Annotated in this window: 16 protein-coding genes; 15 read left to right on the top strand and 1 reads right to left on the bottom strand. The window is 31.9% G+C overall.

Features of this window, described 5'->3' with window-relative positions:
• The first annotated feature begins 7 nt into the window (after window positions 1-7).
• From HMPREF3134_RS04975 to HMPREF3134_RS04945, 7 genes are all read left to right on the top strand, one after another.
• The gene (locus tag HMPREF3134_RS04975; protein ID WP_070441185.1) at window positions 8-3,211 is read left to right on the top strand and encodes a DNA polymerase III subunit alpha; all 3,204 of its coding nucleotides are present in this window, start codon (window positions 8-10) and stop codon (window positions 3,209-3,211) included.
• Between the two features lie 156 nt (window positions 3,212-3,367).
• Window positions 3,368-4,597 carry an NADP-dependent malic enzyme gene (locus HMPREF3134_RS04970; protein ID WP_070441182.1) on the top strand — a complete coding sequence of 410 codons (1,230 nt, stop codon included), beginning with the start codon at window positions 3,368-3,370 and terminating at the stop codon, window positions 4,595-4,597.
• Between the two features lie 128 nt (window positions 4,598-4,725).
• Complete coding sequence (gene accD / locus HMPREF3134_RS04965; protein ID WP_070441179.1) at window positions 4,726-5,592, top strand: acetyl-CoA carboxylase, carboxyltransferase subunit beta; 867 nt, start codon at window positions 4,726-4,728, stop codon at window positions 5,590-5,592.
• Entirely contained in the window at window positions 5,585-6,532 is a 948-nt protein-coding gene (locus HMPREF3134_RS04960; protein WP_070441176.1) for an acetyl-CoA carboxylase carboxyltransferase subunit alpha, read from the top strand. Before accD ends, HMPREF3134_RS04960 begins: the two co-directional genes overlap by 8 nt.
• A 286-nt stretch (window positions 6,533-6,818) precedes the next feature.
• Window positions 6,819-7,787 carry a 6-phosphofructokinase gene (gene pfkA, locus HMPREF3134_RS04955; protein WP_070441173.1) on the top strand — a complete coding sequence of 323 codons (969 nt, stop codon included), beginning with the start codon at window positions 6,819-6,821 and terminating at the stop codon, window positions 7,785-7,787.
• An 18-nt stretch (window positions 7,788-7,805) separates the two neighbouring features.
• On the top strand, window positions 7,806-9,566 hold the full coding sequence (gene pyk, locus HMPREF3134_RS04950; RefSeq protein WP_070441170.1) for a pyruvate kinase: 1,761 nt from the start codon (window positions 7,806-7,808) through the stop codon (window positions 9,564-9,566).
• A 281-nt stretch (window positions 9,567-9,847) separates the two neighbouring features.
• Window positions 9,848-10,825, top strand: coding sequence for a tRNA dihydrouridine synthase (locus HMPREF3134_RS04945; protein ID WP_070441167.1), 978 nt, complete (start codon window positions 9,848-9,850; stop codon window positions 10,823-10,825).
• A 117-nt stretch (window positions 10,826-10,942) separates the two neighbouring features.
• On the opposite strand, the gene HMPREF3134_RS04940 is transcribed toward HMPREF3134_RS04945, so the two are convergent.
• Window positions 10,943-12,304, bottom strand: coding sequence for an amino acid permease (locus HMPREF3134_RS04940; RefSeq protein WP_037551028.1), 1,362 nt, complete (start codon window positions 12,302-12,304; stop codon window positions 10,943-10,945).
• 349 nt (window positions 12,305-12,653) lie between these two features.
• On the opposite strand from HMPREF3134_RS04940, the gene HMPREF3134_RS04935 reads away from it, so the two are divergent.
• From HMPREF3134_RS04935 to gap, 8 genes are all read left to right on the top strand, one after another.
• Complete coding sequence (locus tag HMPREF3134_RS04935; protein WP_070441163.1) at window positions 12,654-13,772, top strand: citrate synthase; 1,119 nt, start codon at window positions 12,654-12,656, stop codon at window positions 13,770-13,772.
• Window positions 13,773-13,815: 43 nt separating this feature from the next.
• The gene (gene icd / locus HMPREF3134_RS04930) at window positions 13,816-15,084 is read left to right on the top strand and encodes an NADP-dependent isocitrate dehydrogenase (RefSeq protein ID WP_070441160.1); all 1,269 of its coding nucleotides are present in this window, start codon (window positions 13,816-13,818) and stop codon (window positions 15,082-15,084) included.
• Between the two features lie 358 nt (window positions 15,085-15,442).
• Window positions 15,443-16,153 (top strand): response regulator transcription factor, encoded by a 711-nt coding sequence (locus HMPREF3134_RS04925; protein WP_037536805.1) that lies wholly within the window; start codon window positions 15,443-15,445, stop codon window positions 16,151-16,153.
• Complete coding sequence (gene pnpS, locus HMPREF3134_RS04920; protein WP_070441157.1) at window positions 16,153-17,850, top strand: two-component system histidine kinase PnpS; 1,698 nt, start codon at window positions 16,153-16,155, stop codon at window positions 17,848-17,850. Before HMPREF3134_RS04925 ends, pnpS begins: the two co-directional genes overlap by 1 nt.
• A 246-nt stretch (window positions 17,851-18,096) precedes the next feature.
• Window positions 18,097-20,727, top strand: a complete 2,631-nt coding sequence (polA, locus tag HMPREF3134_RS04915) for a DNA polymerase I (protein WP_070441154.1) — start codon at window positions 18,097-18,099, stop codon at window positions 20,725-20,727.
• Window positions 20,728-20,742: 15 nt separating this feature from the next.
• The gene (gene mutM / locus HMPREF3134_RS04910) at window positions 20,743-21,615 is read left to right on the top strand and encodes a bifunctional DNA-formamidopyrimidine glycosylase/DNA-(apurinic or apyrimidinic site) lyase (RefSeq protein ID WP_070441151.1); all 873 of its coding nucleotides are present in this window, start codon (window positions 20,743-20,745) and stop codon (window positions 21,613-21,615) included.
• Window positions 21,616-21,631: 16 nt separating this feature from the next.
• On the top strand, window positions 21,632-22,240 hold the full coding sequence (gene coaE, locus HMPREF3134_RS04905) for a dephospho-CoA kinase (protein WP_070441148.1): 609 nt from the start codon (window positions 21,632-21,634) through the stop codon (window positions 22,238-22,240).
• A 219-nt stretch (window positions 22,241-22,459) separates the two neighbouring features.
• The gene (gene gap / locus HMPREF3134_RS04900; RefSeq protein ID WP_070441145.1) at window positions 22,460-23,485 is read left to right on the top strand and encodes a type I glyceraldehyde-3-phosphate dehydrogenase; all 1,026 of its coding nucleotides are present in this window, start codon (window positions 22,460-22,462) and stop codon (window positions 23,483-23,485) included.
• Window positions 23,486-23,524: the final 39 nt, after the last annotated feature.

Here is a 23,524-nt window from a genome sequence, read left to right as displayed (position 1 = left end):
GTCATTCATGGTTGCTCATTTAAATCTTCATACAGCATATGATTTATTAAATTCTAGTTTGAGAATCGATGATGTAGTTAAAAAAGCACAACATAATCATTATGATACATTAGCGATTACTGATACTAATGTCTTATATGGCTTCCCTAAATTTTATGATGCTTGTATTAAAGCCAATATTAAACCAATTTTTGGAATGACAGTTAACGTTACGGATGGTTTGTATACAATTGAGACTGTGGTTTTAGCTATAAATAATGATGGCTTAAGATCACTATTTCAACTCTCTTCTGCAATTAAAATGAAGCAAAAAGACGTTATATCAGTTGAGTGGTTAAAAAAGTATTCAACAAATATTGCAATCATATTTAAGCAAGCAAATCAATCTCATTATTCTATAGTTGAACAATTTCAAAACCATCAAAATATATTTATAAATCATTCAAGCAACTTAGCATTTTATAATAATATAAAAGTGGTTTGGTTTGAAAATGCACGATACTTAAATCAAGAAGATGTTGAGACGATTCCAGCACTTGAAGCAATTAAAAATAATACTAAGATAGATTTGGTTAATGATACTGAAGATATTGGGGAACATTTTCCTAATCAAAATGAATTAGAAACATTAAATATAGACAGAGACGTATGGAATAATACGCTTGAACTAGCTAATTTATGTAGTGCAAGCATAGAATATCATCAAAATTTACTACCTAAATTCGATGCACCATCAGGTAGTTCCTCAAAAGAGTATTTATGGTCACAACTCCAATCAAGTTTAAAGAAGATGAAATTAAATCATGATGAACGCTATACAAAAAGATTAGAACATGAATATCGAGTTATAACTGAAATGGGTTTTGAAGACTACTTTTTAATTGTGAGTGATTTAATTCACTACGCTAAAACACATGATGTTATGGTTGGTCCTGGGCGGGGATCCTCAGCTGGTTCATTAGTTAGCTTCCTACTCGGCATTACTACAATAGATCCAATTAGATTTAATCTATTATTTGAACGTTTTTTAAATCCTGAACGTGTAACAATGCCAGATATAGATATTGATTTTGAAGACACGCGTAGGGAAAGAGTCATTCAATACGTTCAAGACAAATATGGGAAACATCGTGTTTCGGGTATTGTCACATTCGGACATTTATTGGCTAGGGCCGTTGCAAGAGATGTTGGTCGCATAATTGGATTTGATGATAAAACTTTAAATGAGATTTCTAAGTTAATACCTCATCAACTTGGCATAACTTTAGATAAGGCATATGAGGATGAGCGATTTAAGCAATTTGTACATAGAAATCATCGACATGAAAAGTGGTTTGAATTAAGTAAGAAATTAGAAGGCTTACCTAGACATACTTCAACACATGCAGCAGGTATTATTATTAACGATCAACCTCTATATAATTATGCACCACTAACATTGGGCGATACTGGTTTATTGACGCAATGGACGATGACAGAAGCAGAGCGAATTGGTCTACTTAAGATTGACTTTTTGGGGTTAAGAAATTTATCTATCATACATCAAATTATCACTCAAGTAAAAAAAGATTTAAATATTACTATAGAGATTGAAGAGATACCGTTTAATGATGTAGATGTATTTAAGTTATTATCTAGGGGAGATACAACTGGAATCTTCCAACTTGAATCCGAAGGTGTAAGAAAAGTATTAAAACGACTTCAGCCTGAACATTTTGAAGATATCGTTGCGGTTACGTCTTTATATAGACCAGGACCTATGGAAGAAATTCCAACTTATATTTCACGAAGACATAACGAAAGTGAAATTAAATACGTACATCCTGATTTAGAACCCATACTTAAAAATACGTATGGTGTAATAATCTATCAAGAACAAATTATGCAAATCGCTAGTCAATTTGCTAGCTTTAATTATGGACAAGCAGATATTCTACGTCGTGCCATGAGTAAAAAGAATAGAGCAGTTTTAGAAAGTGAAAGACAACATTTTGTCGAAGGTGCGATAAAAAATAAATATGATGAGAAGATAAGTAAACAAATATTTGATTTAATTCTAAAGTTTGCTGATTATGGATTTCCTAGAGCACATGCGGTAAGTTATTCAAAAATTGCATATATCATGGCATATTTGAAGGTTCACTATCCTAATTATTTTTATGCTAATATTTTAAGTAATGTCGTTGGTAATGAATCTAAAACAGCGGCCATAATTGATGAAGCTAAAAATCAAAAATTGAAAATTTTGCCTCCTAATATTAATGAAAGCCATTGGTATTATAGAGCAACTAAATCAAATATTTATCTATCCTTAGGTGCTATTAAAGGTGTTGGTTATCAGAGCGTTAAATCAATTGTTGATGAAAGGTATCAAAATGGTAAGTATAAAGATTTCTTTGATTTTACTAGACGAATACCAAATCGCGTAAAGACTAGAAAATTACTTGAATCATTAATTTTGGTAGGCGCTTTTGATACTTTTGGAAAAACACGTTCAACTTTATTAAGTTCTATTGATCAAGTTTTAGATGAAGTATCAAATGTAGAACAAAACGATTTATTAATGAATATTTTGACACCTAAACAATCTTACACTGATAAAGATGAATTTAGTGATCAAATGATTAGTAGTTACGAAATGGAATACTTGGGATTTTATGTTTCTAATCATCCAGTCGAAAAGCAATTTAATAAAAAGCAATATTTAGGTATCTATACACTAAGTAATGTTGTAAATGACAAACCTATTTTGGTTCAAGTAGATCAAATCAAACAAATAAGGACCAAGAATGGTCAAAATATGGCATTTTTAGTTCTAAATGATGGGCGACATACGATGGATGCAGTTTTATTTCCAGATAAATTCAAACGGTATGAAACTCAATTAAATGAGAGAGAAATGTATATTGTTTGGGGGAAATTTGAAAAGAGAAAACAACAATTGCAGCTCATTTTAAATCAAATGGATTCAGTTGAACATTTTGAAGTAACTAAAATGAATGGGGCATCTCAAATTATTTTAAGAAACATTCATAACTTAGATGAAATTAAACAAATTCTTAGTGATCATAAAAACAACCATATGATTAAAGTGAATATATATAATGAACAAACTGGAGAACTTGATTATTTAGGTAGTATGGATAAAACATCGAATGAAATTAAAACCTTTGTTGAGGCTTTTGATCCAAAAGATATAAGAATTTTATAACTTTTATGTATAAAAAAATTATGATATAGTAAACTGATGATTTATAAAATAAAGTCATCAGTTTATTTTATCTTAAAAAATTTTAAATGCAGAGAATATATATTCATTATACTGATGAACTTTCGATATTTTAGTAAATAAACAGGGGTTGATTTAATGTCTTTAAGAGATGATGCATTACAAATGCATAAAGAAAATCAAGGTAAGTTGGAAATTACACCTAATATCAAAGTTACTAATAAAGAAGAATTAAGTTTAGCCTATTCACCAGGCGTAGCAGAACCATGTAAAGAAATACATGAAGATCCAAGAACTGTATATGATTACACGATTAAAAGAAATACTGTGGCTGTTGTTACTGATGGCACTGCAGTTTTAGGTTTAGGTAATATTGGTGCCCCAGCTAGTATTCCTGTTATGGAAGGTAAAGCTGTTCTTTTTAAAAGTTTTGCAGGTATAAACGGTGTACCTATCGCTTTAGATACTAAAGATACAGAAGAAATTATTAGAACAGTTAAATTAATTTCACCTAATTATGGAGGAATTAATCTAGAAGATATTTCAGCACCAAGATGTTTTGAAATAGAAGATCGTCTTAAAAAAGAAACTAATATTCCAGTTTTCCATGATGATCAACATGGTACAGCGATTGTTACTATGGCTGGTTTAATCAATGCACTAAGAATTGTTGATAAAGATTTATCTGATATTAAAGTTGTGTTAAATGGTGCAGGGGCAGCAGGTATTGCAATTGTTAAATTATTAGATTCTTACGGTGTCAGAAATATGATAATGTGCGATTCAAGAGGTGCTATTTTTGAAGGTCGACCTTATGGTATGAATGACACTAAGGATTATGTAGCTAAATTCACAAACAAAGACAAAATTGAAGGTTCATTACAAGATGTAATTAAAGATGCTGATGTATTTATAGGTGTTTCAGTTGCTAACTTACTATCAAAAGACATGGTTAAATCAATGGCGGATGATGCAATCATCTTTGCAATGGCTAACCCAGATCCAGAAATCAAGCCCAATGATGCTAAAGAAGCAGGCGCTAAAGTTGTAGGAACAGGTCGTTCAGATTTTCCGAACCAAATTAATAATGTACTTGCGTTCCCAGGTATTTTTAGAGGTGCATTAGACACTGAATCAACACATATAAATGAAGATATGAAGAAAGCGGCGGTTGAAGCGATTGCTAATCTTATAGATGAAGATGAGTTGAATCCTGATTATTGTATTCCTGGTCCTTTCGATAAAAGGGTAGCTCCTTCAGTTGCACGTGAAGTTGCAAAAGTAGCAATGGAAACTGGCGTGGCAAGAATTGAAGTGCATCCTCAAAAAGTTTATGACAAAACAATGCAATTAACAGACTTGAAATAACCTAGAATTGCAACAATTTTAATAAAAAACAAAGACATGTATTATTTCTAACTCATATTATATGTTCGATTATATATTAAATTGAGATGTAGTAAATTAAGGTTGTATGATTAGGTGGAGGTTTACGAATGTTTAAAGACTTTTTTAATCGTAGTAGTAAAAAACGAAAATATTTAACAGTTCAAGATTCAAAACAAAATGAAGTACCAGCAGGTATTATGACTAAATGTCCAAAATGCAAAAAAATAATGTATACAAAAGAATTAAATGAGAATTTAAATGTATGTTTTAATTGTGATCACCATATTGCATTACCTGCATATAAGAGAATTGAAGCAATCACTGATGAAAGTAGTTTTGTTGAATTTGATAAAGGAATGACATCAGCAAATCCTTTAGACTTTCCTGGATATCAAGAAAAAATTGAAAAAGACCAACAAAAAACTGATTTAAGCGAAGCGGTTGTAACCGGTACTGCCAAACTAGATGGTGTTCAATTTGGTGTAGCTGTTATGGATGCTAGATTTAGAATGGGAAGTATGGGTTCAGTTGTTGGCGAGAAAATATGTCGAATTATTGATTATGCAACAGAACATAGACTACCATTCATATTATTTTCTGCAAGTGGTGGTGCTAGGATGCAAGAGGGTATTATTTCATTGATGCAAATGGGTAAAACGAGTGTTTCACTGAAACGTCACTCAGATGCCGGATTATTATATATTTCTTATCTTACCCATCCAACAACTGGTGGTGTTTCTGCTAGTTTTGCATCTGTTGGGGATATCAATTTAAGTGAACCTAAAGCCTTAATTGGATTTGCTGGTCGACGTGTTATTGAGCAAACTATTAATGAGAAACTTCCAGATGATTTCCAAACTGCAGAGTTTCTTCTTGAGCATGGTCAACTTGATAAAGTTGTTCACCGTAAAGAGATGAAAGAAACACTTGCTCAATTATTAAAATTGCACCAAGAGGTGAATAAAGATGCTTGATTTTGAAAAACCACTTTTTGAAATAAAAAATAAAATTGAATCTCTTAAGCAATCTCAAGAAAAAAATGATGTAGATTTACAAGATGAAATTGATTTACTTGAAGCATCACTTGAAAGGGAAACCAAAAAAATATATACCAATCTTAAGCCTTGGGATAGAGTGCAAATTGCTCGTCTCCAAGAACGACCTACGACATTAGACTATATTCCATATATCTTCGATTCATTTATTGAATTACATGGAGATCGTAATTTTAGAGATGACACTGCAATGATTGGTGGAATTGGGTATTTAAACGGTACCCCTGTTACAGTTATAGGCCAACAAAGAGGTAAAGATACTAAGGATAATATATATCGAAACTTTGGTATGGCGCATCCTGAAGGTTATCGTAAAGCATTGAGATTAATGAAACAAGCTGAGAAATTTAATAGACCTATTTTTACTTTCATTGATACTAAAGGTGCTTATCCAGGTAAAGCTGCTGAAGAACGCGGACAAAGTGAATCTATTGCTAGAAGCTTAGTTGAGATGGCATCTCTAACAGTGCCAGTGATAGCTATCGTTATCGGCGAAGGTGGTAGTGGTGGTGCACTAGGAATTGGTATAGCCAATCGAATTATGATGCTTGAAAACAGTACGTATTCTGTCATTTCCCCAGAGGGAGCAGCGGCACTGTTATGGAAAGATAGCTCATTAGCAAAAATGGCTGCCGAAACTATGAAAATTACTGCAAAAGATTTACATCATTTAAACGTTATTGATAGTGTTATTGACGAACCTTTAGGTGGTGCACACAATAATATAGAACAACAAGCTATTGATATTAAACAAGCATTCGTAAATCATTTAGAACAACTTCAACAACAAAGTGCTGATGAATTAGTTGAAGATAGATTTAATAAGTTTAGAAATATCGGTGCTTTTATTGAAAAATAGCTGGGCTGGTACACATACAAATTAATATTTAAAATTACTTTGAAAAACACAGTTGCAAATTAAGTTGTGAAGGAACCTTCATTATATTTTCCTAGCTGTAGTTTTCCTTATAAGGGTGAAACAATTGATTCTTGGTGAATATTGTTCACCCTTTTTTTATTTCGAAAGGAAAAATTGTTTATAAAACGTTTACATGTATTTTGTGCATCTATATTGATGGAACACTAAAAAAAATTGTGGTAATTTATTATTAAAGAGAAATATAGTTAGGAAAGGGAATGTCGTCATGAAGAAAATTGCGGTTTTAACTAGTGGTGGAGATTCACCAGGAATGAATGCTGCTGTTAGAGCAGTTGTGCGTAAGGCGATTTATAACAACATTGAAGTTTATGGAATTTATCAAGGTTATCAAGGATTACTTGATGACAATATTCATAAACTTGAATTGGGTTCAGTAGGGGATACAATTCAACGTGGAGGAACTTTCCTTTACTCTGCAAGATGTCCACAATTCAAAGAGGCGAGTGTAAGACAAAAAGGTATAGAGAATTTACACAAACGTGGTATTGAGGGACTAGTAGTAGTTGGGGGAGATGGTAGTTACCGAGGTGCCCAACGTATTAGTGAAGAGACGAAAGATATTAAAACAATAGGAATTCCAGGTACTATTGATAATGATATTAATGGTACTGATTTCACTATTGGGTTTGACACAGCGTTGAACACAATTATTGATAGTGTAGACAAGATTAGAGACACTGCTTCAAGTCATGCTAGAACCTTTATTGTAGAAGTTATGGGACGTGATTGTGGTGATTTAGCATTATGGGCTGGCTTATCAGTCGGTGCTGAAACAATATTAGTTCCTGAAGTCAATACAGATATTAAAGATATTGCCGCAAAAATAGAAAAAGGTATCAAACGAGGTAAAAAACACTCAATCGTCATGGTAGCTGAGGGCAGTATGAGTGGCCAAGAATGCGCGGATCAATTAATGAAATATATTAATGTTGATGCACGTGTGTCTGTACTGGGCCATATCCAACGTGGTGGTAGCCCATCAGGTACTGACAGAGTATTAGCTTCACGCTTAGGTGGTTACGCCGTTGATTTATTAATACAAGGTCATTCTGGACATGGAGTAGGTATTATGAATAACAAATTGACTGCCACACCATTTGATGAAATTTTCAATGGTAACGACCATAAATTCAATACTGATATTTATGAATTAGCGAAAGAGTTATCTATTTAATTTAGGAGGCTTTTTAAAATGAGAAAGACTAAAATTGTATGTACAATTGGACCTGCATCAGAGTCTGAGGAAATGTTAGAAAAATTAATGAAAGCTGGTATGAACGTAGCGCGTTTGAATTTCTCTCATGGTAGTCATGAAGAGCATAAAGCACGTATTGATACGGTTCGTAAAGTAGCTGATAAATTAGGTAAAACAATTGGTATCCTATTAGATACTAAAGGACCTGAAATTCGTACTCATGACATGAAAGATGGCTTAATTATGCTTGAAAAAGGCAAAGAAGTTATTGTTAGTATGTCTCAAGTTGAAGGTACACCTGAAAAATTCTCAGTAACTTATGAAGATTTAATCAACGATGTTCAAGTAGGTTCTTACATTTTACTTGATGATGGTTTAGTTGAACTACAAGTAAAAGACATCGATAAAACAAAAGGCGAAGTTAAATGTGATATCTTAAATACTGGTGAATTAAAAAATAAAAAAGGCGTAAATTTACCAGGTGTAAAAGTTAATTTACCAGGTATTACTGATAAAGATGCTGATGATATCTTATTTGGTATCAAAGAAGATGTTGATTATATCGCAGCAAGCTTTGTACGACGTCCAAGTGATGTCTTAGATATTCGTGAAATTCTTGAAAGAGAAAATAATCATAATATCACTATTTTCCCTAAAATTGAAAACCAAGAAGGTATTGATAATATAGAAGAAATATTAGAAGTGTCTGATGGTTTAATGGTAGCTCGTGGTGACATGGGTGTTGAAATTCCACCAGAATCTGTACCAATTGTACAAAAAGATTTAATCAGAAAATGTAATAAACTAGGTAAACCAGTTATCACAGCTACTCAAATGTTAGATTCAATGCAACGAAATCCTCGTGCGACAAGAGCGGAAGCTAGTGACGTTGCTAACGCAATTTATGATGGTACTGACGCAGTTATGCTTTCTGGTGAAACTGCTGCTGGTTTATATCCAGAAGAGGCTGTTAAAACAATGAGAAATATTGCGATTTCTGCTGAAGCGGCACAAGATTATAAAAAATTATTATCAGACCGTACTAAACTAGTAGAAACTTCATTAGTGAATGCTATTGGTGTTTCAGTTGCACATACTGCTTTAAATTTAAAAGTTAAAGCTATTGTTGCAGCAACTGAAAGTGGTTCAACTGCAGTAACTATTTCTAAATATCGTCCACATTCTGATATCATTGCGGTTACCCCTAGCGAGCACACTGCACGTCAACTTGCTTTAGTTTGGGGTGCATATCCTGTAATTAAAAAAGGTCGTAAAACTACTGATGACCTATTAAATAATGCAGTTGCTACAGCAGTAGAAACTGGAAGAGTTACAAATGGTGATTTAATTATTATTACTGCCGGTGTACCTACTGGTGAAAAAGGTACAACTAATATGATGAAATTACATTTAGTTGGAGATGAAATTGCAAAAGGACAAGGTGTCGGTCGTGGATCAGTAGTTGGTAAAACTGTAGTTGCTAACAGTGCTAGTGATTTAGAAGGCGTAGATTTAAGTGAATCAGTTATTGTTACTAATTCTGTAGATGAGACATTAGTGCCTTATATTGAGCAAGCAGTTGGATTAATTACAGAAGAAAATGGTATCACGTCACCAAGTGCGATTATTGGACTTGAAAAAGGTATTCCAACAATTATAGGTGTTGAAAATGCTACTAAAGAATTAAAAGATGGTATTTTAGTAACAGTAGATGCTGCTCAAGGTAAAATATTTGAAGGGTATGCTAACGTACTTTAATTCATTATTATAAATGATGGCTAACTTAATAAGATAAGAGAGCCAGAACAGATAATATTTCAAAGCGATATTGCAAATTCGCAATAGTTGATTAAACTGGGAATAAGCTCGTGAAGAGTTTTTCTCAGTTTTTTCATTTCACTAGAAAGAAATTCATTAAATGAGAATTTCAAATAGGAAAGTTAATTGAGTTATAAAATTTCATTTTGAATAAGGTTATAATTTGTGGTAATATAACATGGATTAATTGAGATATACTATTATAAGAAGGTTTAATTATTATGAAAGAAAATTTTTGGAGTGAATTACCACGTCCTTTTTTTATTTTAGCACCTATGGAGGACGTTACTGATACCGTTTTTCGACATGTTGTAAGTGAGGCTGCTAGACCTGATGTTTTTTTCACTGAATTTACAAACACTGAGAGTTATTGCCATCCGGAAGGTATTCATAGCGTTCGTGGAAGATTGACATTCAGTGAAGATGAACAGCCTATGGTAGCACATATATGGGGCGATAAACCCGAACAGTTTAGAGAAATGAGTTTTGGTTTAGCTGAAATGGGTTTTAAAGGTATAGATTTAAATATGGGATGTCCAGTAGCTAATGTCGCAAAGAAAGGTAAAGGTTCTGGTTTAATATTGAGACCTGAAACAGCTGCTGAGATTATTCAAGCTACTAAAGCTGGTGGATTACCTGTTAGTGTCAAAACCCGTTTAGGTTATTATGATATTGAAGAGTGGAAAGATTGGTTAAAACACGTTTTTAAACAAGATATCGCAAATTTATCTATACATCTTCGAACACGCAAAGAGATGAGTAAAGTAGATGCGCATTGGGAATTAATCGCAGCAATTAAACAATTAAGAGATGATATCGCACCTAATACATTACTAACGATTAATGGAGATATTCCAGATAGACAAACTGGACTTGAACTTGCCATGAAATATGGTGTTGACGGTGTGATGATAGGTAGAGGGATCTTTAATAATCCGTTTGCTTTTGAAAAAGAACCCCGTGAACATACTAGTAAAGAACTATTGAATTTGTTTAGATTGCATTTATCATTGTTTGAGAAATATTCAAATGATGAAAGTCAACAATACAAAAGTTTAAGAAGATTTTTTAAGATTTATGTGAAGGGGATTAAAGGAGCTAGTCAATTACGTCATCAATTAATGAGTACAGAATCGGTTGATGAAGCACGCGATTTATTAGATGAATTTGAGTCTAAAATTGAAGAAGATATAAATTAATTTTCTAAAACATTAGATATAGTTATTAGATAATAGGTTTATTATAAAAACAAGCCAGTAAATGAATTTTTATGTTAATTCATTTACTGGCTATTATAATCATTTAAGAATTTTAAATTATTTATTATTCTTAGCAACTTGTCTATATCTCAAATACATTAAACCTAGTAATATAAACCATATTGGAGTTAAGAAAATAGCATTTCTAGTTGTTTCATTTACAAATAATAAACAAAATACTAAGAAGAAGAATACTAATATTGCGTAACCCATATATTTACCACCAGGAAGTTTATAAGATACAGTTTTATGTAGCTCAGGATTTTTTCTGTGATAATTAATATAAGCAATAATAATTAATGCCCATACGATAATAAATAATACAGTCGAAATTGTTGTTACATAAGTAAACACTAACGTAGCATCCGGGAAGATGTAGTTTAATAATGCTGTTACTAATAATAATGCAGATGAACCAATAATAGCAAAATGAGGAACACCATTTTTATTAGTACTTCTAAAGATAGGTGGTGCTTGATCTTGTTCTGATAAACCAAATAACATACGACTGTTTGAGAATATACCACTATTACAAGATGATGCTGCAGCAGTTAATACTACAAAGTTGATCAATCCAGCAGCGAAAGGAATACCAATTAATGAGAATAATCTAACAAATGGACTTTCACTAGGGTCAACTTTATCCCAAGGAATAATAGACATAATTACCGCTAATGCACCAACGTAGAATACTAAAATTCTTAACGGTACAGCATTGATAGCTTTTGGAATTGTTTTCTGAGGATCTTTAGTTTCTCCTGCAGTTACACCAATCATTTCAATACCAACAAATGAGAACAATGCCATTTGGAATGACATAAAGAACCCAGATGCTCCGTGAGTAAAGATGCCATGTTTATATAAATTTGTAAAACTCGCATGTCCAAATTGTGTTTTATATGCCATTAAAATCATGACTAAACCTACAACGATTAAAGCGATGATAGTTATAATTTTAATAATAGCGAACCAGAATTCTAATTCACCAAATAATTTAGCACTAAGCAAATTAAATAGCATTAATATAAGCACACAGAATAGTGCACTAATCCAGTTTGGAATTGCAGGGAACCAGAAACTAACATATTTAGCAACAGCAGTTACTTCAGCCATACCTGTTATAATCCAGCACAACCAATAAGTCCAACCAGTTACAAAACCAGCAAACGGTCCTATGTATTCATTTGTCACATCGGCGAAAGATTTGAAGCGAGTATTTTGAATTATAATCTCACCTAAGCCTCTCATAAACATGAACAACATGAAACCTATAATAATATAAGTTAATAGAATAGATGGACCAGTCATTGCTATTGTTTGACCTGCTCCCAAGAATAATCCGGTACCTATAGCGCCACCAATAGCAATCAATTGCACATGACGATTACTCAATCCTCTTTGTAATTTTTCTTCAGCCATAAGACAACTCCCTTACATTTAATTAATATTATTATGCACTTATAAATTCAATTCGACAATTATTTTTCGAATTTTTTCTAAAAATCCCTCTAAATTTAGATTAAATAATTGTAATCAAGCTTGATAATTAAATTGAAATTTTCAATATTTTCTCATTAATTACATAATTTAAATTGGAATGAAAGCTTATATAATGGCGTTTATTGGGCGTTTAAGTAAAGATAAGTTTAAAAATTTAAAGTTAAATAGCATTTATTGAACGATATATAATCGTTCACAAAAGTTATCACATTGGCTATAATAGTATTTGAAAGCCATTACATTATGTATAAGAAAAGGGGAATTACTTATGGCAGAATTACAAAAAGGTTTAGAAGGGGTAATTGCAGCTGAAACTAAAATCAGTTCAATTATTGATAGTCAATTAACGTATGCGGGATACGATATTGATGATTTAGCAGAAAATGCATTGTTCGAAGAAATAGTGTTTTTATTATGGAATTATAGATTGCCTACTCAAGATGAATTAGATGCATTAAGAGAAAAATTTAATCATTATATGACTTTAAACCCAAGAGTTTATAAGCATTTTGAAGAATACGCAACTGATAATGTGCACCCTATGACGGCACTACGTACATCTGTATCATATATTGCTCATTTTGATCCTGATGCTGAAAATGAAACAGAAGAAAATAGAAAAGAAAGAGCAATACGTATTCAAGCGAAAATTGCATCTTTAGTTACAGCATTTGCGCGTGTTCGTGAATGTAAAGAACCTGTTAAACCTAATCCTGATTTAAGTTATGCAGCTAACTTCTTATATATGTTAAGAGGAGAATTACCAACAGATACTGAAGCTGAAGCATTTAATAAAGCATTAGTGTTACATGCTGACCATGAACTTAATGCTTCTGCATTTACTGCACGTTGTGCCGTATCGTCTTTATCTGATATGTACTCTGGTATTGTAGCTGCAGTAGGTTCATTAAAGGGACCTTTACATGGTGGAGCAAATGAACAAGTAATGAGCATGCTTGCTGATGTTAAATCAGTTGATGAGGTTGATGCTTATTTAGATGAAAAATTCAAAAATAAAGAAAAAATCATGGGATTCGGTCATAGAGTATACAAAGACGGAGATCCAAGAGCCAAATATTTACGTGAGATGAGCCGAAAAATCACTTCTGAAACTGGTAGAAGTGAATTATATGATATTTCAATAGCTATTGAGAAACGTATGAAAAAAGAAAAAGGACTTATTCCTAATGTCGATTTCTTTAGTGCTACTGTATATCATAGTATGGATATTCCACACGATTTATTCACGCCAATTTTCGCGGTAAGTCGTACATCTGGTTGGACAGCACATATTCTAGAACAATATCGTGATAATAGAATAATGCGTCCTAGAGCTAATTACGTCGGTGAAACAAATCGTAAGTATTTACCAATTGAAGAAAGATAAATTATAAACTTTAATAGATTTCACAATATTTGGAGGTAAAATTATGTCAACTGAAAAAATTACTAGAATTAACGATGGATTAAATGTACCTAATGAACCAATTATTCCTTTTATTATTGGTGATGGTATTGGCCCAGATATTTGGAAAGCAGCGAGTCGCGTTATTGATGCGGCTGTTGAAAAAGCATATAACGGCGAAAAACGTATTGAATGGAAAGAAGTATTAGCAGGTCAAAAAGCTTTTGATAAAACTGGTGAATGGTTACCTCAAGAAACGCTTGATACGATTAAAGAATATTTAATCGCTATTAAGGGACCTTTAACTACACCAATTGGTGGTGGTATTCGTTCATTAAATGTTGCATTACGTCAAGAATTAGACCTATTTACATGCTTACGTCCAGTTCGTTGGTTCAAAGGTGTTCCTTCACCAGTTAAACGTCCACAAGATGTTGATATGGTTATCTTCCGTGAAAATACTGAAGATATTTATGCAGGTATCGAATTTAAAGAAGGTACTGATGAAGTTAAAAAAATCATTGATTTCTTACAAAATGAAATGGGTGCTACTAACATTCGCTTCCCAGAAACTTCAGGTATTGGTGTGAAACCAGTTTCTAAAGAAGGTACTGAACGTTTAGTTAGAGCTGCAATTCAGTATGCAATCGATAATAACCGTAAAACTGTTACGCTTGTTCATAAAGGTAATATTATGAAATTCACCGAAGGCGCATTTAAGCAATGGGGCTATGATGTAGCTCATAATGAATTTGCTGATAAGGTATTTACTTGGCAACAATACGATGAAATTGTTGAAAAAGATGGTAAAGATGCAGCAAATCAAGCTCAAGAAAAAGCTGAACAAGATGGAAAGATCATTATTAAAGATTCTATCGCTGACATTTTCTTACAACAAATTTTAACTCGTCCAGCAGAACATGATGTAGTTGCTACAATGAATTTAAATGGTGACTATATTTCGGATGCTTTAGCAGCTCAAGTGGGCGGAATTGGAATTGCACCTGGTGCAAACATTAACTATGAGTCAGGACACGCTATTTTCGAAGCAACACATGGTACTGCACCTAAGTATGCTGGTTTAAACAAAGTTAACCCATCTTCTGAATTATTAAGTTCAGTTCTAATGTTAGAACATTTAGGTTGGCAAGAAGCCGCTGATAAGATTACTGATGCAATTGAAGCTACTATTGCTTCTAAAGTTGTAACTTATGATTTTGCTCGTTTAATGGATGGTGCTACTGAAGTATCAACTTCAGAATTCGCTGATGAGTTAATTAAAAACTTAAAGTAATTTATTTACACATTAATAATTTAAAACTTTAAAAAATTAATAGATTGATGATGCATGGCACTAATGTAGTAGTTAACACAATAGCGCAAGTTTTAAGGGATTCTCAATCTTAACAATTTTTAATAAAAGTGGAACAGTGAATTTAAATTAAATTCTGTTCCGCTTTTTTATTATGAAGTAAAGCAAATAACTATAATTTGTTAATAATTTTTTAAAAATAAATAAATAAATACTCAATATTTGGAAAATAATCATATGATTGTTAAGATTATGTAAATTTAATATGTTGTATGTTATTTTTGTTTTAACTTCCGTTATAATGAAATTGAAATGTTATATTAATTCAGGGAGGCACATTATGTCACAAAAAGTATTAGTGGTTGACGATGAGCAATCAATTGTAACTTTACTTAAATATAATCTTGAAACGGCTGGTTACATCGTTGAGGTAGCTTACGATGGTGAAGAGGCTTTGGAAAAGGTGAATGAAATTCAACCAGAACTTGTCGTTTTAGATGTAATGTTACCTAAGAAAGATGGTATTGAAGTATGTAAAACAATACGTTCTGATAAAAATTTAGTACCTATTTTAATGTTAACTGCAAAAGATGATGAGTTTGATCGTGTATTAGGATTAGAATTAGGTGCCGATGATTATATGACAAAACCTTTTTCTCCTAGAGAAGTAGTGGCGAGAGTTAAAGCTATCTTGAGAAGATCGAAATTTGCTAGTGAAATTGAAAAAGAAGATGTTGATGATGAGGATATATTGATTGAAAATATTAGAATCAGACCTGAATTCTTTGAGGTATATAAAGATGATGAATTATTAGAACTCACTCCTAAAGAATTTGAACTATTGTTGTATCTAATAGAAAGACAAGGGCGAGTAATCACTCGAGAGCACATGTTAAATTCAGTATGGAATTATGAATTCGCAGGCGATTCTCGAATTGTTGATGTTCATATAAGTCATTTAAGAGACAAACTCGAAGAGAATCCGAAACAACCTAAATTAATTAAAACTGTTCGTGGACTCGGTTATAAATTAGAGAGACCTAAAGCTTAATGCTTAAATTTCATCATAGATTATTATTGCTATTAAGCACAATTACTATAATCAGTTTTATTGGTTTAGGCGTCATTATTCATCATACAATTTATCAAATATTATCAACAGCTCAGGTTAGGGAACTCAAACATGTATCTGAAAATTTTTTGAAATTAAACAAGCAAAATGAGAATAATGAAATTAAAAATATTTCAGCTAATCAAAATTTAATTGTTAGAATTTCTGAAAATGGTAAAGTGATATACCAAACTGGTAACCAAAATAAAATAAATGATAACATTGATAATGAAGCTAATCCATCAAATATCATTTATAAAAGAGAAAATGGTCAGGTTAGATACACATTTAAAACAACTGTCAATGACAAAACGATATACATAAGTGGGATGAATACTGAGATTCTTGAATTACAAAAAAGTATGTGGAAGTATTTGTCTTTAATAGGAATTATTGTTCTTTTAGCGATTTATTTAGCTGTTAGAAGTATCAATCGTACATATATTAGACCGATTAATGAAGTGACTTATGCTACCTCGTTAATTGCAGATGGATACTATCATGTTAGAGTACCTGAAAGCAATGTTAAGGAGACAAAAGCGCTATTTGTCACAACTAACGATCTTGCAAGACGTTTACAAAAGCTTAATAATAAACAAAAAATGCAATCAAATCGATTAAAAACAACATTAGAAAATATACCAAGTTCAGTATTAATGATTGACAAACATGGTGAAATTGTGGTGGCCAATCATGCATACTATGAGTTGTTTAGACCAAACGGTAAGGTTGAAAATAAAAACTATACATCATATTTAGATCCTAAAATTCAACAATTAATTCTAGAAAGTTTTAAAACTGAAAAGCCATTATATGATCAGATAGAAATTTTATTAAATAATGTTCATCATAAATATTTCGATTTGTCATGTGTTCCAATACTAAGTAAATCTAAGAAAAAGTTACAAGGTATGGTTGTAGTAATGCATGACATTACAAATTTGAAAAAATTGGAAAACTTGCGTCGGGAGTTTGTTGCAAATGTATCTCATGAGCTTAAAACACCTATTACATCTATTAAAGGCTTCGCTGAAACACTCATCGAAGGTGCGAAAAATGATGAAGAATCACTTGATATGTTCTTAAATATTATTTTAAAAGAATCTAATCGTATTGAGTCTCTCGTTATGGATTTATTGGATTTATCACATATCGAACAACAAACAGAGATAGAAACAGCATTTATGAATTTATCAGAGCTTGCTTACACAACTATTGATAATTTACAAAACCAGGCAAGATATAAAAATATTAAAATAGTATCCGAAATAGAAAAAGATGTCATTATAGAAGCACATGAAAACAAAATTGCACAAGTCATTACTAATTTACTATCAAATGCAATTAATTATTCACTTGAGAATAATGAGGTTATTGTAAGAGTGTATAGAGAAGGACATGAAGTAAATTTAGAAATACAAGACTTTGGTATTGGAATAGATAAAAGTGATCAAAAGCATATTTTTGAAAGATTTTATCGGGTGGATAAAGCAAGAAGTAGAGATTCAGGTGGTACAGGTTTAGGTTTATCTATAACAAAACATATAGTAGAGGCACACCATGGAACGATTAATGTCGAAAGCAATATTGGTGAGGGCTCGCTATTTAAAGTTTCATTTTTAGATGAACAAGAATAATATCATTCAATTAAGAATGACTATAATATCGAGGTACAAGAACTTTTATTTTGATTAATAATTAATACTATTATTTTAAGGCCTTTCGTATACTTGAACCAAAAATTTGGTTGAGGATATGAAAGTGCCTTTTTTATTTAAATAATAAGTAATGTAGAGTGTGAAAAGTTATTGTATAAACCATACATTCGTTATGGCACAGGTTATATGCTAAAATAAAATAAAATCACTCTGGAGGTATACGCTTTGAATAAATTAGTTTTAATTGATGGTAATAGTTTAAGTTTTAGAGCATTTTATGCATTACCACTACTTTCTAACAAAGCAGGAATACATACGAATGCAGTATACGGTTTTGCTATGTTATTAGAAAAGATTATAAGAAAAGAACAACCAACACACTTTTTAGTTGCGTTTGACGCCGGCAAAACAACATTTAGACATTCAAAATTTAGTGAATACAAAGGCGGAAGACAGAGTACCCCACCTGAGTTAAGCGAACAGTTCCCATACATTCGACAATTATTAGATACTTACCATATAAAGCACTATGAGTTAGAAAATTATGAGGCTGATGATATTATAGGCACATTAAGTAAAGAAGCTAACGAGCAAGGGTTTGAAACGATTATTGTTACTGGTGATCGAGATTTGACACAGTTAGCAACTGATAATGTTACAATTTATTACACTAAGAAAGGTGTAACAGATGTTGATCATTATACTCCAGAATTCATTAATGAAAAATATGATGGACTTAATCCAAGTCAAATTATAGATATGAAAGGACTTATGGGTGACACATCTGATAACATCCCTGGCGTTGCTGGTGTAGGTGAAAAGACGGCTATCAAATTATTGAAACAATTCAATACTGTTGAAGGTGTTTATGACAATATAGAATCTGTTTCAGGAAAAAAATTAAAGGAAAAACTTGAAAACAGTCGTGAAGATGCATTTATGAGTAAAGAATTAGCAACAATTAATAAAGATAGCCCAATTGAAGTTGCATTACAAGATACTAAGTTAGAAAATCAAGATGATAATAAAGATAAAATTGAATTATTCAAAAAGTTAGAATTCAAACAATTATTATCTGATATAGATAGTAATATTACTGAAGAGAATCACGAGGATAAAGTCATTGAAGTGAGTAATGATTTTAACAACATAAATTTTAAAGAATTAAAAGAAGCTGTGATTCACATCGAAGTAGATGGTACCAATTACTTACAGGATACAATTTTAAAATTTGGATTTTATGATGGAGTGGACCATGTTGTAATAGCTTCCGATCAACTAAAGGAATATCCTGAATTGATTAAATGGCTAGAGAATGATACTACAGAAAAAATTGTTTATGATGCTAAAAAAACATACGTTGTTGCGCATAGATTAGATATAGATATAAAAAATATTGTATTTGATGTTATGTTAGCAAGTTATATTATTGATCCATCGAGAACGATAGATGATGTAAACTCTGTAGTAAGTAATTATAATCAAAATTTTGTTCAAGATGATATTTCAGTTTATGGCAAAGGGAAAAAGCGACATGTTCCAGAAGACGCAATTTTAAATAAGCATATTGCTACAATCACAGAGGCAATTTATGCCTGCAAACCTGAAATGGTTGCTGAATTAGAATCGCACCAACAAATTGATCTATTGTTAAATTTAGAACTTCCACTTGCACGTATTTTAAGTGAAATGGAAGAAACAGGAATTTATACGGATATTAATGATTTAAAACAAATGCAGTCTGAAATTCAAGAAAAATTAGATTTACTAATAAGTAATATTCACGAAGCGGCTGGGGAAGAATTTAACATTAACTCTCCTAAACAATTAGGTGTAGTATTATTTGAAACACTAGAACTACCGGTCATTAAAAAAACAAAAACTGGATATTCTACTGCAGTTGATGTGTTGGAGCAGTTACAAGGTCAGCACCCAATCATTGACTATATACTTGAATATCGTCAATTATCAAAATTACAATCCACTTATGTAGAGGGATTACAAAAAGTCATAAGTAAAGATAACAGAATTCATACTCGCTTCAATCAAACATTAGCACAAACTGGTCGTTTATCAAGTGTAGATCCTAATTTACAAAATATACCTGTCCGTCTTGAAGAAGGACGTAAGATTAGAAAAGCTTTTAAGCCTACTTCAAATGATAGTGTGATATTATCAGCTGATTACTCTCAAATTGAATTACGTGTACTTGCTCATATTACCCAAGATGAAAGTATGAAAGAAGCATTTATCAATGAAAGAGATGTTCATACTGCTACTGCGATGAAAGTATTTAATGTAGAAGCGAATGAAGTTAACGCTTTAATGAGAAGACAAGCTAAAGCTGTTAACTTTGGAATAGTATATGGTATTAGTGATTATGGTTTGAGCCAGAGCTTAAACATTACTCGAAATAAAGCAAAAGCATTTATAGATGATTATTTGGCAAGTTTCCCAGGTGTAAAACAATACATGTCTGATATTGTTAAAGATGCGAAAGCAGATGGATTTGTTGAAACATTATTGCACCGTCGTAGATATATACCAGATATTAATAGTAGAAACTTTAATTTGAGAGGTTTTGCTGAACGTACGGCAATGAATACTCCAATACAGGGTAGTGCAGCAGATATTATTAAATTAGCAATGGTAGAATTTGATAGACAAATTAAACGAACGTCATATCATGCTCAATTATTACTACAAGTACATGATGAATTAATTTTCGAAGTACCTGCAAATGAAGTTGAAGATTTTAGTTTATTTGTTGAGGAAATTATGGAACACGCATTACAATTAGATGTGCCGTTAAAAGTAGATTCTAACTATGGATCTACATGGTATGATGCAAAATAGAAAGAGGAATTAGAAATGCCAGAATTACCAGAGGTTGAACACGTTAAAAGGGGTATAGAGCCTTATATATTGAATGCAACTATTAAAAGTGTGACATTTTCAAACAAAGTTATTGAGGGTAAACAACAAGGAAAAGAGACAATTATTAAAGGAATTAATTTGGATGGTTTCAGATTGAATAGTGAAAGTTTTAAAATAAAATCCGTTGATAGAAGAAGTAAATATATTGTCTTCACTATTGAAAAAAATAACAACCAGCGTATTATATTAAGTCATTTAGGTATGGCAGGCGGATTTTTTATTGTCGATAAATTATCAGATATTAGTACACCTAACTATCGAAAACATTGGCATGTTGTGTTTCATTTAGATAATGGTAAACAACTTGTTTATTCTGATATTAGACGATTTGGTGAACTAAGAAATCTGGCTACTTATAATGATTATCCAGCTTTTCTTGAAATTGCGCCTGAACCTTTTGATGACAATGCATTAAACTATTTTTTAGACCGGATTAAACTTAAGAAATACCAAAACAAACCTATTAAACAAATGTTGCTTGATCATAAAATGATAGCAGGTTGTGGAAATATTTATGCATGTGAAGCGTTATTTAGAGCAGGCGTTTTACCTGAGAGAAAAGTAAAAGATGTATCTAATCAAGAACGACAAATGTTATTTTATTATGTTCAAGAAGTATTAAATGAGGGTATAAATAATGGCGGTACTAGCATTTCTGATTATCGTCATGCTGATGGCAAAACAGGAGAAATGCAATTACACTTAAATGTATATAAACAAAAGACATGTAAAATATGTGGTCATGATATTGAGCAAAAAGTCATTGCATCGCGAAATAGTCATTTTTGTCCACATTGTCAGAAATAAAGGTGAGTGAATATTTATGCCAAAAGTTATTGGATTAACAGGTGGTATTGCCACTGGAAAGTCAACGGTTTCTGAGTTATTAACAGCATTTGGTTTTAAAGTTGTTGATGCTGATATAGCTGCAAGAAAAGCTGTTGCAAAAGGAACCAAAGGTTTAGAACAAGTTAGAGCAGCTTTTGGTGATAGTGCTATCACTGAGGAAGGTGAAATGGATCGCAAATATATAGGTGAAATTGTTTTTAATCACCCAGAGAAACGTTTAGAGTTAAATGATATTGTGCATCCTATAGTTAGAGAAATAATGGAAGAAGAAAAGCAATCATATCTTAATCAAGGTTATGATGTCATTATGGATATCCCGCTTCTTTTTGAAAATGAATTACAAAATACAGTTGAAGAAGTATGGTTAGTATACACGTCTGAAAGTATTCAAATTGAGAGATTGATGGAGCGAAATCAATTGTCGCTAGAGGATGCGAAAGCGCGCGTTTATAGTCAAATATCAATAGATAAAAAGAGTAGAATGGCAGACCATGTTATTGATAACCTAGGGGATAAGTTGGAACTGAAACAAAACTTAGAACAGCTATTGACTGATAAAGGTTTTATTAACAAAGATATATAAAATTTGCTTAAGCAATTATTTATGCTTCGGCTCTAGTAGATGAATGATGTAAATGTCAAATTTTTACATAGAGAAGTCTATTAGAGCTTTTTGTTAATCAAATATTGTCGATTAAAAAATTTTTAAAAATTAATAGAAAACGCTTTCAAAATCAAATTATTATGTTACACTATTTTTATAAAGTATAACATATAAACAAACGATCAAGGGGTGCTTTAAATGTCAACAAATATTGCAATTAATGGTATGGGTAGAATAGGTAGAATGGTGTTAAGAATCGCATTACATAAAGAAGATTTAAACGTTGTAGCGATTAACGCAAGCTATCCACCTGAAACAATTGCACATCTAATAAATTATGATACTACTCATGGTAGATTTGATAAAAAAGTAGAACCAATTGAGAACGGTATCCGTGTCGATGGACAAGATATTAAACTTGTTTCTGACCGTAACCCTGAAAATTTACCTTGGAAAGACTTAGACATTGATATTGTAATTGAAGCTACAGGTAAATTTAACCATGGCGATAAAGCAATAGGTCATATTAATGCAGGTGCTAAAAAAGTATTATTAACTGGTCCTTCTAAGGGTGGCCATGTACAAATGGTGGTTAAAGGGGTAAATGATAACCAATTAGATGTAGATACATATGACATTTTTAGTAATGCATCTTGTACAACTAACTGCATTGGTCCGGTAGCAAAAGTGCTTAATGATAAATTTGGCATCGTTAACGGTCTTATGACAACAGTACATGCGATTACTAACGATCAAAATAATATTGATAATCCGCATAAAGATTTACGTCGTGCACGTTCATGTAATGAAAGTATTATTCCAACTTCAACTGGCGCAGCTAAAGCTTTAAAAGAAGTACTTCCAGAATTAGAAGGTAAATTGCATGGCTTAGCTTTACGTGTGCCAACTAAAAACGTGTCACTTGTAGACTTAGTTGTAGATTTAAAAGAAGATGTTACAGCTGAACAAGTCAATGATGCATTCAGAAATGCTGGCCTAGATGGTATTCTTGATGTAGAAGACGCGCCACTAGTATCAATGGACTTCAATACAAATCCTAATTCAGCAGTTATTGACGCTCAAAACACAATTGCGATGGATGATAATAAAGTAAAAGTGATTGCATGGTATGATAATGAGTGGGGCTACTCAAATAGAGTAGTTGAAGTTGCTCAACAAATTGCTAAATTAATTGCCTCTGAAAATGTTGCAACGGTTAACTAAGAAGATATCACTATAAATTAAAACGAGACTGTTAAATCT

The sequence above is a fragment of the Staphylococcus sp. HMSC14D10 genome, assembly GCF_001808125.1.
Taxonomy (GTDB): Bacteria; Bacillota; Bacilli; order Staphylococcales; family Staphylococcaceae; genus Staphylococcus; species Staphylococcus haemolyticus.
The sequence above is the reverse complement of the archived record's forward strand: the minus strand, read 5'-3'. Positions and strand labels throughout refer to the sequence as shown.